The organism is Sutcliffiella horikoshii (assembly GCF_019931755.1).
GTDB classification, from domain to species: domain Bacteria; phylum Bacillota; class Bacilli; order Bacillales; family Bacillaceae_I; genus Sutcliffiella_A; species Sutcliffiella_A horikoshii_E.
Map to the genome: position 1 here is coordinate 2643525 of NZ_CP082918.1, position 14772 is coordinate 2658296.

12 protein-coding genes and 1 pseudogene are annotated in these 14772 nt (G+C 39.2%); 1 reads left to right on the forward strand and 12 read right to left on the reverse strand.

All coding sequences use genetic code 11. From position 1 onward, the window contains the following. Positions 1-72 precede the first annotated feature (72 nt). The 7 genes and pseudogenes from K7887_RS13635 to K7887_RS13665 all read right to left on the reverse strand — a co-directional run bounded on the left by K7887_RS13635 (position 73) and on the right by K7887_RS13665 (position 7311). Positions 73-573 (reverse strand): L,D-transpeptidase, encoded by a 501-nt coding sequence (locus K7887_RS13635; RefSeq protein ID WP_399209709.1) that lies wholly within the window; start codon positions 571-573, stop codon positions 73-75. Positions 574-636: 63 nt separating this feature from the next. After that, positions 637-1602, reverse strand: coding sequence for an aromatic acid exporter family protein (locus K7887_RS13640; protein ID WP_223489887.1), 966 nt, complete (start codon positions 1600-1602; stop codon positions 637-639). 94 nt (positions 1603-1696) lie between these two features. Continuing rightward, positions 1697-3574 carry an oligoendopeptidase F gene (gene pepF, locus K7887_RS13645; protein ID WP_223489889.1) on the reverse strand — a complete coding sequence of 626 codons (1878 nt, stop codon included), beginning with the start codon at positions 3572-3574 and terminating at the stop codon, positions 1697-1699. Between the two features lie 741 nt (positions 3575-4315). Next, positions 4316-4885: pseudogene (locus K7887_RS13650) on the reverse strand (peptide-methionine (S)-S-oxide reductase MsrA); the annotation flags it as partial. 174 nt (positions 4886-5059) lie between these two features. Beyond that, on the reverse strand, positions 5060-5782 hold the full coding sequence (locus K7887_RS13655; RefSeq protein ID WP_223489891.1) for an amino acid ABC transporter ATP-binding protein: 723 nt from the start codon (positions 5780-5782) through the stop codon (positions 5060-5062). Next, the gene (locus K7887_RS13660) at positions 5775-6401 is read right to left on the reverse strand and encodes an amino acid ABC transporter permease (RefSeq protein ID WP_223493656.1); all 627 of its coding nucleotides are present in this window, start codon (positions 6399-6401) and stop codon (positions 5775-5777) included. The genes K7887_RS13655 and K7887_RS13660 overlap by 8 nt, the downstream gene beginning before the upstream one ends. A 118-nt stretch (positions 6402-6519) precedes the next feature. Continuing rightward, positions 6520-7311, reverse strand: coding sequence for a transporter substrate-binding domain-containing protein (locus tag K7887_RS13665; RefSeq protein ID WP_223489892.1), 792 nt, complete (start codon positions 7309-7311; stop codon positions 6520-6522). A gap of 267 nt (positions 7312-7578) precedes the next feature. Here K7887_RS13665 and K7887_RS13670 point away from each other — a divergent pair, with 267 nt between their 5' ends. After that, positions 7579-8418 carry a hypothetical protein gene (locus K7887_RS13670; RefSeq protein WP_223489894.1) on the forward strand — a complete coding sequence of 280 codons (840 nt, stop codon included), beginning with the start codon at positions 7579-7581 and terminating at the stop codon, positions 8416-8418. Positions 8419-8551: 133 nt separating this feature from the next. Here K7887_RS13670 and K7887_RS13675 read toward each other — a convergent pair whose 3' ends face one another. From K7887_RS13675 to K7887_RS13695, 5 genes are all read right to left on the reverse strand, one after another. Continuing rightward, entirely contained in the window at positions 8552-9058 is a 507-nt protein-coding gene (locus K7887_RS13675) for an RNA polymerase sigma factor (RefSeq protein ID WP_223489896.1), read from the reverse strand. Beyond that, entirely contained in the window at positions 9059-11299 is a 2241-nt protein-coding gene (locus tag K7887_RS13680; RefSeq protein WP_223489899.1) for a sensor histidine kinase, read from the reverse strand. Then, positions 11277-11969, reverse strand: coding sequence for a response regulator transcription factor (locus K7887_RS13685; protein WP_223489901.1), 693 nt, complete (start codon positions 11967-11969; stop codon positions 11277-11279). Before K7887_RS13685 ends, K7887_RS13680 begins: the two co-directional genes overlap by 23 nt. A 206-nt stretch (positions 11970-12175) precedes the next feature. Continuing rightward, positions 12176-13690, reverse strand: a complete 1515-nt coding sequence (locus K7887_RS13690; RefSeq protein WP_223489903.1) for a glycosyl hydrolase family 18 protein — start codon at positions 13688-13690, stop codon at positions 12176-12178. A 486-nt stretch (positions 13691-14176) separates the two neighbouring features. Further along, positions 14177-14614, reverse strand: a complete 438-nt coding sequence (locus K7887_RS13695) for a BrxA/BrxB family bacilliredoxin (RefSeq protein WP_223489905.1) — start codon at positions 14612-14614, stop codon at positions 14177-14179. Positions 14615-14772 lie beyond the last annotated feature (158 nt).

Sequence of the window (14772 nt, forward strand, 5' to 3'; positions counted from 1 at the left end):
AACAAAAAAAGCCAATTCTTTTTGTTAAGAAAGAACTGACTCTTGTTTATAGCAATGTACCTACTTTCTACCTCACTTCAATACACCTTTCTCTCTCCCAAGTTCCTCAAAAGTTTTCCCTGTCTTCACTATCCATATTTTAGTCCCCACAGGCACCCTGTCGAATAGTGCCTCCACATTCTTATTTTCCAATCGAATGCAGCCTTGGGTCACATATCCCCCTATTGAATATGGATTGTTTGTCCCGTGAACACCATAGGTACGCCCATCCGTATCTGCTGCGTCAAAACCAATCCACCTTGTTCCTAGCGGATTTTTCGGATCGCCGCCAGCGATGTCTTTTTTGCGATAATATGGGTTAATTGCTTTTACGGTGATCGTGAACTCCCCCTCAGGAGTAAGCTCTTTAGATTTACCGGTGGCGACGGTATGGACCTCTTTCAATTCTTCTCCTTGAAAGTAGGCAAGTTGATTTGTCTGTTTATTAACGATAATATATGGATCGCCTGGAAGAGGATTTGGTCCAAGCGGCCAAAGTGGTGATGTCACCAATGCGAATATCAATGAAAAAATGAACACCTTTCATCCACCTGCCTTTTAGGTATAGTGTGGTTGAAAGATGTTCATTCCATTCGTTTACTTCTTCGTTTTCAATCCAATAAAATCACTTTTAAGTATTAGGTATTGTTCAAATTCTTTAAGGAGATGACGAAGGGCCGCTCTTGTCTCAAACTCTTCACGGTATTGTGGCAACGGCATTTCTTGAAATGCTTCGTGCATATCGCGCAAACGCTGTAAGAAAAGATAAGCTGTATTGCCTGCATGAATGGCATGCTCAAGGTCCTCTATGAAGTCTGCCACCATATGTGCTTGTTCCACATCTTGTTCTATCGTAGCTACAATAGGAAGCATCCGTTCCATAACATCCAGCTGTTTTTCCCTCATTTTAAAATAAAAATAATAATGATTTTCTTCACGTCTGAAGTGGTTCTCGACATCACGAAAGGCCAAACTTTTCGCTTCTTTCAGTATCTTATTGGTTTCCGGTATCTCTTGCCCACCCCAACCTCGATCTCCGTGTCGAAGAAAATAGGCTATCTCGGAAAACACCTTATGAAAGTTTTCTTCCACCTGCAGCTGGTAACTTTTTAGTTCTTTTTCTACACTCGGCATGTATGTATTCATAATTAGAGCTACACCGATTCCGATGGAGATGATACTTAACTCATTGACTACCAGCCCTAATGAATAAGCCTCAACTGAATAGACGTGAAGAAGAATAACCGAACTGGTTGCTATCCCCTCTGTTATCCTGAGCATAACAGTAACCGGTATGAAAAATAACAACAACAATGCTATGGATACCGGATTGTACCCTAACAGCTCAAAAAACACGAAGCCGAATAAAAGGCTTAAGGAGCATGCGATAAAGCGAGCAGTTGCCACTTTCCAAGACTTCCTAACTGTATTTTGAATACAGAGGATTGCAATGATCCCGGCGGATGCGTAAAAGTCCAGGTTCAGCAGCTGGGCAATACTGATTGCAATCCCTGTACCGAGGGCCGTCTTTGCTGTTCGGTATCCGATTTTAAATTTTCTCATACTTAAAACTCTCCCGACTTTCGTTTGTTCAACATATCACATAGTACTACTATACATGAAAATGGTGGGGAGTTGTTTACTTATTTATGAGCTATTATTTTAATAACTCCTCAAATTCATTAACCAGTTCTTCAAACCGTTTTAACGATTCTTCAATCGGTTCTTTTTTACTCATATCCACACCCGACCGCTTCAGAATATCAATCGGCGGTAGACTGCCACCTGAAGAAAATAGTTCTTTTACTATCTTGTTCTGCGCCTCAGCGCCGCCTTCTTCCAGTTGTTCCGCAAGAGCTGCGGAAGCCGCAAAACTTGTTGCATATTGATACGTATAGAAGCTTGAATGGAAGAAGTGCGGCACCCTTGCCCATTCCATCGCAATTTCTTTATCTATTTCCATGTCTTTTCCATAATACTTTTTATTGAGATCATAATAGACCCCTTTAATAGCCTCTGCGTGTAAAGGTTCTTCTTTTTGCCCCATTTCATGAATAATCTTTTCAAACTCTGCAAATTGAGTCTGACGGAATAGCGTTACCCGGAAATCTTCTAAGTATTGATAGAGAGCATGAATCTTTTCTTCCTTCGTCGTTGCTTCATCCATCAATTGCTTATGAAGAAGATGCTCCTGCAAAGTAGAAGAAACCTCCGCCGTAAATGTCACATACCTTGCATCTTGGTAAGGCTGATTTTCATTGGAAAAATAAGAATGCATCGCATGTCCCATCTCATGCGCCAGTGTTAAAACATCACTTGGCAGCCCCTGATAATTCAATAAAACAAATGGATGAGAGTCATATGATCCTATCTGATATGCTCCTGTTGCTTTACCTGGAGTGTTATAGACATCCACCCAATTGGAAGAGAGCCCCTTTGATAATGTTTTGATATAAGCCTCTCCTATCGGCGATAATCCTTTCATAACTATTTGCTTTGCCTCCTCATATGGAATCTTTTCCTCTTTTGTATAAGGAGACGGGGCGGACAAATCGTACATGTGCATAGAGTCATCAATGCCCACATATTTTTCTTTCAATTTAAGGTATCGATGAAATAGCGGAAGTCCTTCTTCTACGGTGTCAATCAGTTGTGTGTATACCTTCGGATCAATATCCTTCCCCTCTAAATGGGCTTCTAGCGAAGAAGGATAGTTCCTCGTTGTAGCAAAAAAGTTATTCGCCTTAACAATATTAGCAAGCATAGAAGCAAAGGTATCCTGATAATTCTCAAGGGTCTGGTAGTAAGTTTGAAAAGCAGCCTTTCTCACTTCCCTGTCCTTGCTTGACATATAGACAGAATATAAAGGTGCGGACATTTCATACACTTTATCCCTTACCGTAAAACTTGGGAGGACAAGGTCTTTAGACATCATTGTAAAAAGCTCGCTCGGTGCGTTAACAATCGGCATAGTTTTGATTAGCATCTTCTCCATTTCTGGAGACAGAGAATGTATTTTATCTTCATACGTATCTTTTAGATGGTTGTAGTATGGTTTGAGTTTTGGGCTTTCGAGGAGCTTCTCCCACTCTTTCTTTTCAATTGCCTGCAATTCATTCGAGAACCATGCTGTCCGCTCCACCACGTAGATCATCATATTTTGACCTTCATCAGATAAGGCCTGAGCAGACGTGTTGCTAATATCCACATCCAGGTTGATTCTGGAATAAACAAAGATTTTTTCCATTAAACGAAACAGCTCAAAGTAGTCTTCTAAAAGGGTGAGAATTTGCTTATCACTGTCTAGCTTTTCTTCTTTTTTCGCAAAACGGTCTGCCAGCTTTTTAGCTTTATACACATCCTGTTTCCATTGCGTTTCATTCTTATATAGAGTCTGAAGGTTCCATTTATATTCGGCTGGAATATCAGCCCGCGATTTGTAGGTTGGGCTTTCTGCGTAGGTTAGAGTTGACGTGAAACTTAGAATGAAGGTTATTAATAGTGATGTAATGATTCGTGTGGTTTTCATTGTCATTATGGTCGTGATCCTCCCTTAGTTTTCTGCTAAGGGTTAGTGTTTGTTTTCCAGCTTTTTCTATACATGGGGATGGGTAATAGTAGTTCTATATTGCAGATAAGTTGGGGGAATGTACATTGTAGAGGATGAAGATATTTTCGAGTTGAATTTTGTGATGGAAGTGTCTTCATGAGGTGGATGGAGGGTTCTATATGACCGAAGGGAGAACTTTTACTTGCGCTTCGGTCGTATAGAAGGGCTCTATTTGACCGAAGGAGAACTTTCTCTTACGCTTCGGTCGTATAGAAGGGCTCTATTTGACCGAAGGGGAACTTTCTCTTGAGCTTCGGTCGTATAGAAGGGCTCTATTTGACCGAAGGGGAACTTTCTCTTGAGCTTCGGTCGTATAGAAGGGCTCTATTTGACCGAAAGGGAACTTTCTCTTGCGCTTCGGTCGTATAGAAGGGCTCTATTTGACCGAAAGGGAACTTTCTCTTGCGCTTCGGTCGTATAGAAGGGCTCTATTTGACTGAAGGGGAACTTTCTCTTGAGTTTCGGTCGTATAGAAGGGCTCTATTTGACTGAAGGGGAACTTTCTCTTGAGTTTCGGTCGTATAGAAGGGCTCTATTTGACTGAAGAGGAGCTTTTACTTGAGCTTCGGTCGTATAGAAGGCTGGATGAAGACTCTTCCGGGTTAAAATCCGCATTAAAAGTGTTTTCATCTATTTATCTAAAGATCATCCTGCATGCAAACCCATCTACCATTTTAACTCATTCACCAACGATATTAACTCGGTTGCGTCTTCCCTCTCCCATTCCATGATCTCTTCTTTCAAGGAAGAAAGTGTACCATATCCTTTTACAAAGCTGTTTAGCCTCGCTACCAAAGTCGCATCTGTAAATGCCTCGTCAGTAAGGAAGTGCTCTCTAAGTTTTTGGGTAGCATTAGAATATCTTTTCAAGTAATACTTCTGATGCCTTTCTTCAGCAAGAGTGAATTGATCAAATGGTGCAATTTCCGTCCCAATTTCTTGAGAGTTTGTATCCTGGGTTTCTTGCTTAATCTTTTCAAGTACTACCTTTTGAAAGCTATCATGAAATAAAAAGATAGACAGATATTGCCTGCCCTTATAGTTTCCTCGATTGGAATTGTGTGAGTTCCAAAAGTGACGGACAATATCTTCAAAAGATATCTGGTTAGGATCAAAGTCAACTTGTAGACATTCGGTATGATCTCCCATTTGTTTGTAAGTAGGCGCAGTAGTGGTTCCACCCGCGTATCCTACCCTTGTGCTTACGATTCCTTTTAAATACCCGAACCGGGCATCGGTTCCCCAGAATCAGCCCATGCCGAGAGTGGCGGTTTGGAGGTTGTGATAGCCATTTGTCATTGTATGTGCTCCTTTCTTTGGTAAGAGTTATTGTTAGTGTAAAGTTAGCATGAATAATTATGTATGTACAACAAAGACCAGCTCCCAAAAAGAGCTGGTCCCACCTCAATCCTACAACATCTTCTCCAAAAACACTTTAGCACGCTCGGACTTTGGTGCCGTAAAAAATTCTGCAGGAGGAGCGTCCTCCACTAACATGCCATCATCAAGGAACAATACGCGGTCAGCAACCTCGCGGGCAAAGCCCATTTCGTGTGTCACAATAGCCATCGTCATTCCTGTATGCGCCAGTGCTTTCATTACTTCAAGCACTTCTTTTACCATCTCAGGATCCAAGGCAGATGTTGGTTCATCAAACAACATAACTTCCGGATCCATTGCAAGTGCACGGGCAATCGCAACACGCTGTTTCTGCCCACCAGACAAGCGGTTAGGATATTCCTTCGCTTTTTCAGCTAGTCCCACTTTTGCAAGCAGATCCATCCCTTTTGATTCCGCTTCCTTTTTCGCAATTCCTTTTACAGAAACAGGTGCATACGTTAAATTTTCAAGAACCGTCTTGTGAGGAAAAAGATGAAAGTGCTGAAACACCATTCCCAAATTCTGACGTACTTTATTGATGTTGGTTTTCTTATTGGCAACATCCTGCTCTTTAATCCAGATGTGACCGGATGTAGGTTCTTCTAATAGGTTCATACAGCGAAGTAAAGTGGATTTACCAGACCCCGAAGGCCCGATGATTGCCACGACTTCCCCTTCTTTAATTTGTGTAGAAATTCCCTTTAACACCTCTAGTTTGCCAAAGGATTTATGCAAATCTTCTATTTTAATCACTGCGTCTCATTCTCCTTTCAATGAGCTTGCCAATGAATGTAAGAATCATTACTAACACGTAATAGATAAGTCCGGCAAACATGAATGCTTCTAAATATGCATAAGTATTCGATGCTGTCATAAAAGAACGTCTCATAACGTCCATTACCCCGATAACTGTAACAATGGCTGATTCTTTTGTAAGTGTAATATATTCATTCATAAGTGCTGGTAAGATATTTTTCAATGCTTGCGGTAAAATGATGTCTTTCATCATTTGGCGATATGGTACGCCAAGGGCCATGGCAGCTTCTCGCTGTCCTTTATCAACAGCCATAATTCCTGCACGGATTACCTCAGAGATATATGCCCCAGAGTTTAGCCCGAATGCAAGAATGGCTGCAGTGACAGGTTCAAACGTTATCCCCGTTGCTTGCGGCAGCCCAAAAAATATTAACATTAATTGAAGAACAAGCGGTGTTCCTCGGAAAATGGATGTATAAACATCCGCAAAAATTCTAAGTAGTTTGATTCTACCAATCTTACATAAAGCCAACAAAGTTCCAATGATAAAACCAATAATCCCAGCTAGTGATACGACTTGAAGTGTTACTTTCACACCAGCAAGGATATAATCCATCGATCCCGTGATGGCACTAAAATCTAAGAAGTCAATCGTCAAGTGCTACCAGTCCTTTCTGTCATATTAACAAGAAAATCAAAAGGGCGGTTAAGCACCCTTTTGATTACAGTAAGACTTATTCTTCTTCTCCACCAAACCATTTGTTAATTAACTTTTCCATCTCACCGTTCTCTTCCATTTCTTTTAGAACACGGTTGAATTCCTCTGTTAATTCGCTGCCTTTAGGAAGGGCAATTGCCGATCCTTCTTCATCAGACTCAAGTGTAAAACCAGTAAGGTCTGCATCTTTTTCCATAAAGCCTTTCATGACTGTATCTTCAATGATTGCTGCATCAAAGCGACCAGTTTTCAAATCTTGCACAATTTGTGGGATACGGTCGCGGTTTTCAATAGTAATATTCACTTCTTCTGCAATTTCTTCTGCTTTATCATACTGGATGGATCCCATTTGAACCCCAACCGTTTTACCTTCTAAATCTTCCAAACTAGCAATATTGCTATCTTTTAATGAAACAATCATGTGATTAGCTGTATAATATACATCTGTGAAATCAACTTGCTTTGCACGGTCTTCTGTCGGTGTCATACCTGCCAGGATAAGATCGATATTACCTGATTTCATGGCAGTAATTAAACTTCCAAAGTCCATATCTTGAACTTTCAATTCATAACCAAGTTCTTCTGTAATAGCTTTTGCAAGATCCACGTCAAAACCGATAATCTCTTCTCCAACTTCTGTATCAATATACTCAAATGGAGGGTAGTCAGCGGAAGTCCCCATGACTAGTACTTTCTTTCCATCTTCACCTTCTCCACTCGTTTCATCCCCATTACCGGATGTTCCACAAGCGGACAACAAGCCTACTACTAAAATACTAATTAATGAATACAAAAACCATTTTTTCACAATAATTTCCCCCTGTTCTTTTTCAGAAAAGTTAAAAATTTAATCTAATTATGAAACAAACCTACATTTAAATCAAGTATTATTATGATGTATGTTTATTCGAATAAATGTATTTTAACACATGTTAATATTTATGCAACATAGTTTATAAAGATAAATAAAGTTTCTATATTTTTATTATTCTGAAATATACCAGTTTTGTTATAGTTCCATTAGACTATGTTCATGTTATAATTACAATGAACTAGAAAAAGGAGGTGATATAAGATGAGTACAGATGCTAAATTGGATTTGATTTTGAATAGGATGTTGGATTTTAAGGATGAAATGAAAAAAGAATTAAGTGATTTGAACGAAAAAACTTCCACTCTTTCTGACAATCAGATTCTAATGAAAGATGAAATTCGCGATCTGAACGAAAAAACTTCCATCCTTTCTGACAATCAGATTATGATGAAAGATGAAATTCGCGGTCTGAACGAAAAAACTTCCATCCTTTCTGACAATCAGATTATGATGAAAGATGAAATTCGCGGTCTGAAAGAAAAAACTTCCATCCTTTCTGACAATCAGATTATGATGAAAGATGAAATTCGCGGTCTGAACGAAAAAACTTCCATCCTTTCTGACAATCAGATTATGATGAAAGATGAAATTCGCGGTCTGAAAGAAAAAACTTCCATCCTTTCTGACAATCAGATTATGATGAAAGATGAAATTCGCGGTCTGAAAGAAAAAACTTCCATCCTTTCTGACAATCAGATTATGATGAAAGATGAAATTCGCGGTCTGAACGAAAAAACTTCCACTCTCTCCGAGAATCAATTGCTTATGAAGGAAGAAATCAGCGGACTTAGTGAAAAGACATTCATACTTTCTGCAGGACACCACCAGATAAAAGAAGAACTGCATTCTTTAACAAATTCAACTAGTACACTTCGCGAGGAATTCTATTTATTCAGGCATGATGTAAACGACCGGTTTAATGAAATCACTGCTACCCTGACTAGGATAGAAGAGGATCAAACGAAGGACATTGAAGCGATACTTGAAGAAATTTCTGCAAAATTGGATGAAAGAGATCAACGTGATTTTGAATCAACTTAATCTATTCCTTTTATGTACCCATTGGAGTTTGTCCCCGTTAAAACTTCTCAAGTAAAACATTTATACAAATTCCTATTCAAAAAAAGTGTAGGGAGCACTTTTTACGAAAAGTGTTTCCTACACCAATAATCCCTTAAGCACTCAATTCTACTGCCATCCGTTCTTTTAACTTCCTTCTTGCCCTATGAATCTTCGACTTAACTGTTGCTGGATTCATCTCTAACGCTTTTGCAATTTCCCGCTCCTTTAGTCCTTTTTCCATTTTTAAAACGAGCAATTTCTTGTCTTCCATTGTAAAGTCTTCCATCTTTTCATCGAAGAGCTCCTTCAACAGTTTCACTTCCACTTCTGCTTCAACGTTATGACCTGCTTCTTTTCCGAGACAATCTAACACCTCTAATACCATTGGACATCCTTTGTTTTTTCTCTCTCGTCTAACAAAATCAATAGCTGTTCTGGTTGCAATCACGCAAAGCCAAGCACCAACTTTATCACTCTCCTGCAAACTATCCAACTTTTTATACGCCTTTATGAAAGTTTCCTGCACATTGTCTTCAGCTAACTGGCGGTCGCGAATAACGGACAAACTCACGTGAAACACTCTGTCATAATGCACATTATATATAGTAGTGAAATCCACTTAATCCACCACTTTCAAACAGATATTCACTTTAAATAAATCGCCGTCAGTTTCGATATCGAGACTGCCATCATGAAGATCGATGATGGATTTTGCAATTGCAAGGCCCAGTCCAGATCCCTCTGTATGTCTAGAGGTATCTCCTCTTTTAAACCGTTCGTATAATTCCTCACTTTGATCATTCAATTCGTATTTTGATACATTCTTAAAGGTAATTTTTGCTTTGTTTTCAAACTGATGAACTTGTATATATACTCGTGAATTTTCTAGGGAATATTTCACGATATTTCCTATTAAGTTATCAAAAACACGCCACATTTTCTGTCCATCCACCATTGCATACAAAGGTTTGTCAGTGTTAGCGACCCGAAATTGCAAATTGGATTCCTTCAATGAACTATCATACTCCGCCAACGCCTGTTGCAGAAGTTGATTAAGGTCCACACGCTCTTTAACAAGCTCGATATTTCCGCTTGCCATTTTGGATACTTCAAATAGATCTTCAATTAACCCTTTTAAACGTTGTGACTTTCTATCAATAATCTCAAGGTACGCCGACCGGTCCTCAGCAGTCAGGTCGTTTTTCTTCAAAAGCTCCGTGTAAGTGATGATGGAGGTTAACGGTGTTCGAAGATCATGGCTGACATTTGTAATCAGCTCCGTTTTCAAGCGCTCACTTTTTGCCTGCTCGTTTAAAGACACCTTTACCCCTCGATTTAATACATTTAGGTTTGCTGCCATTTTAGAAAGAACGGAATTCCCCTTTACTTCTATTGGCTCCCCGAGTTTACCTGATGCCATCTCCTCTGTTTTAATGGAGATCTTATTGAAATAACCGACACTTTTTACTAAAAGAATGAACGTCGGCACTCCTAAGAAAACAGCAAAGAGGAAATATAGCAAGAAGAAAGCTATATCAATAAAAATCATAAAGAAACAAAAGCCTAGTCCAAAGACTATCGAAAGGAGAATGAACACTTGGATGCCTGTAGTTGTATTTAAAAATGCATCCTTTACGATACGGAAGAGCTGTTGATACACTGTTTTACATATTCTTAATGCACTAAGAAGAACACTTTTTTTCCACGCTTGCTTGAAATCCGATAAATCTTTCATCGTTACCAACAAATATCTTATTTGGTAGTAGGTTAGTAAACTCATGCATGCTGCGACTAGAATACTAATTACGAATTCAGTAGCCCATACAGTTGAAAAGCGATACGTTAATTGATTGATACAATCATGCACCCACATTAGACTGAACAGTAATAAAAAGGTAGAGACTCCTGCCGCTGCAATCCTAAAGTCAACCGGAATTTTTTCATATAGGTTTTGCCACTTCTCCGCTCGTTTTGGCAGAGAAATAAATTTTAACATGGTGACAAACCATAATAATAATACAATCAGTGAACTTATCCCCAGTCTCCAAAACCAAATCCTATTCTCTTCATAACTAGTTTTAGCAATCATCAATTCGCTATCGGATGCAAGTTCTAATGGCACACCAATCTTCCCATTAAAATCACCTCTAACATCCGCCAGTGCTTGGTACAGCCAATCCTCATAGGGCCAATTGTATGAATGAAAATACCTATCTCCATGTATCGTGTAATTGGTAACATATTGCATGTTGTTTTCACTGAATAATTGTTCTTTTGAATCGATTTGGGCATCTGTGTTAGTAAAACTTTCTCCATTTTGTTCAAAAAAGTATAAGAAATCCTCGTTGAATCTAGATGAATTAGAATTGAAGTTACCCTCATCCGCAAAGTAGTCTTCTACTACTTTTTCCTTTTCCGCTCTTATTTTCTTCTCCACATGCTCATCACTTGAGAAGTTTTTTTGAATATCTTCTATTTTTGTGTCTCTTTCAGCTATTACCTCTTCTGGATTTTCACTAGATTCCCCATTCTCTGCTAGTTGAATTCTCTCTTCATATTGATAGCGGATGTTATCAAGCTGAGCGTCCAATGAACCGTATTCATATCGATGTTCTTCTATTTCCTCCATAGTAACGGTAATCTTTTCGTTTACACTTCCGACTGACAAAGTTCCTAACTCACCTCTAATTAAATCGTTGGCATATTCGTCAAGCTCATATTGAAACTCATCCGTTTGAAAATAATTTTCCTGTCCAAATCGATCTAAATTATTGATAAAATAAAAGCTTCCACTTAACGCACAAACAAAAACCAGTGCCATTAAAAAAGCTATTATTCTATTTCTCCATCTTGTACCCAATCCCCCATACCACCTTTAAATATCTTGGATTTTTCGGATCTATCTCTATCTTCTCTCTAATTTTTCGAATATGTACCGCCACTGTATTTTCCGCATTGTAGCCAGGTTCTTTCCAAACCCGCTCGTATATATCATTGATGGAAAACACCCGTCCGGCATTGGTCATTAACAATTCCACTATTTTGTATTCAATCGGTGTCAACTTGACCGGATCTCCCTGAACCGTAACTTCCTTCGATTCTTTATCAATGGTTAGTCCGTTTAAATCAATGACTTTCTTGATTCCTTCAAACGTTCCAAGTGTGACATACCTCCTGAGCTGGGATTTCACTCTTGCGACAAGCTCCATCGGATTGAAAGGCTTTGTTACATAATCATCCGCTCCAACCTGCAGCCCAAGGATTTTATCAGTATCCTCACTTTTTGCGCTTAAGATGATAATTGGAATGTTCTTTTCTTCGCGGATCCTGTGTGTTGCAGAAATACCATCGAGCCTTGGCATCATCACATCTAGTAAAATTAAATGCACTTCATTTTCATGAAGCATTTCTAACGCTTCCACCCCATCTTGAGCCTTTAAGACTTTAACACCTTCATTTTTCAAATAAATTTCAATCGCATCTCTTATTTCTTTCTCATCATCCACTACCAACACCGTATAGTTCGCCATCTCTCACCCTTCTCCCACTTACCATTCTTTCTCTATGTACACATCATATATGGTAAATCTTAAGTATTATTGAAGTATTTTCTTAAGAATTTCTTAAGTTACTAACCTATTATATAATTGTTCCGAAGTGGGAAACATAGGTAATCGCAATTTATTCGGCGGAATACAAAAAGGCACGCCATTATTAATTGCGTGCCTTCCATTCCTTATTTATTAAGTTCTTTATAAATTCGATTTAAAAGTACTCTGTCGGGATCTTGACTCAACTCCCACATCATAGCTCCACCAAGATCATTCTTTTTTAAAAAATCTGTCTTCTTCACAATGGATTCCTCGTCATCATAGCTAATGAACGTATCGCCATCATAGAGTACTGGTACTTGTGTCTCTTCTATCCAGTGTCTCTTATATCCGTTCTTACCAATATACTCCGCTGCTAGCTTTCCATAACTTAACGAGGAACCTCCATTAAACGCTTGGTACAACCCATTATTGTCAGCACTAGCTTCATGAAATACCCTTCCGTAAAACGGCATACCCATAACCAGTTTATCGGAAGGCACACCGCTAGCGATATACGTATCAATGCCGTCTTTTACACTCCACTGCCAATGAAACCTACTGTTAGGATCCTGATACAATGGAGCGTTCAATCCTGTCAGCTCATCCCATTCCCCATTGATATCATAGGTCATTAACTGAATATAATCGACATATTGATGCAGCTCTGATAATTCCATGTTTGCAGCATGTGACTCACTCGCTCCCGCTACGATAGTTAGCAAATACTCCTTGCCATCCTTCTTTTCTTGCTCGTTCAAGGTTTCCCTAATCTTTTTAAGTAATAGTGTGTAATTTCGCTTATCCTCAGGGCGGTTTATATTATCAGGATGGCCGCCACTCACCGGATACTCCCAGTCTAAATCCACCCCATCAAACCCATTATCTAAAATAAAGCGTCGAACACTTTCTGCAAATTGGCTTCTAGACTCTTCAGTAGCCGCTGCATCCGAAAAGTTCTTCGACCAAGTCCAACCACCCACAGAAATCATTGTTTTCAGATGAGGATGCATTTTCTTTAGTTGTTGCAGCTGCTTGAAATTTTCGTAGTCGATAGCTGGGTCTCCCACAACTATTTCTCCATCGTCTGATATATTAGCAAACGCATAGTTGATATGTGTCAGTTTACTAGCATCCATTTCGGTGACCTGGAAACCGGAATAGCTGGCCCATCCGGCATAATAACCGACCATTTTGTAGTCCGCTTTCGGTTCTTCTTTATTTTCTACCGTTACCTTTTTCGTTGCTTCCGCCTTTTGTCCAGTGCTATCATACACAACAACTTTCAGTATCTGCTCCCCGTTTTCCACCCAAGGATCGGTGGACCAATTGATAGTGTATGGCGCTTCTGACTTTTCACCAATTAAGTAGTCGCCATTACTTGAATAAAATTCAACTTTAATGATTTCGTTGTCATCTTTTGCTTCTAATTGAAGTTTTACATCCCCTCTAACTACAGAATCTTCCTTCTCCTTTGAAGTATGGGTGAAATTAATAATTTCAGGTGGGTAATCTGTTACTTCCTCCACGACTTCGGGTGTCTTTTCTGGCTTTGAATTAGCTGGTACTGGCTTTGTAAAATTTATCAAATATATAGTTATGGCACTTCCTATAACTAGAAGAGCCAAAAGAATAACCGTAAGTTTCCGTCTAAGTTGCATGTTCTGTTTTTTCCTCCTATTAAACTGCCTAACTATTATTGTAATATGCTATGGATGGAGGATGTAGCGGTAAATATTAGCTTTAGATGTTACAACAAAAAAGCACTTGCCCTTACGCTTCATTCTTGACTGATCCATTATAAATCATTGTCACCAAGCTTTTCATCTCATCTATGAGGACCTCTCTTCTCCTTTTTACTCGTCACTGAAGTCTTCATCACCCCTATGAGGACCTCTCTTCTCCTTTTTACTCGTCACTAAAGTCTTCATCACCCCCATGAGGACCTCTCTTCTCCTTTTTACTTGTCACTGAAGTCTTCATCACCCCCATGAGGACTTCTCTTCTCCTAAATCCTCGTCACTGAAGTCTTCATCACGAGGATTTAGGTTTACCCTAACGATTACTCCATAATTCAATTATTTTATAATCTCTTAAACAACAAAAAAATGCCGATCCCATATTTGGAATCGGCATTTTCTTAAATCTTATAGCTCTTCACAATGCTCTTCGAAATATCCTTGTAGCTTTGTGATAACAGATATTGGCGCATGGCCTTCGATTTCGTGTCTTTCTACCATCGTTACAATCTTACCGTCTTTTAATAATGCAAAAGATGGAGAGGATGGCGGGTAGCCTTCGAAATATTCACGTGCTTTCTCCGTCGCTTCTTTATCTTGACCAGCGAAAACAGTAACTAAGTTGTTCGGGCGCTTGTCATAGTGCACCGCATGCGTTGCAGCTGGGCGTGCAATACCGCCGGCACAACCACAAACAGAGTTCACCATTACAAGTGTCGTCCCTTTACGAGCAAATGCTTCTTCCACATCTTCTACAGTTCTAAGTTGCTCATAGCCAGCGTTATCCATTTCTTCTCTGGCTGTACGAACAACATCATTCATAAACATATTAAAATCGATATTCATGTTGTATCACCTCTTCTTAAACTATCTCTATCATACCAATTTTTTTCAAATAAATAAAATAAAAAAGGTTTATTTTCTAAGTTGGCGGGTATTATATCAGTAACATCTAGATATCCATACCCCTATACTCCCTAGATGAAGGAAAGTGATATGCTCAC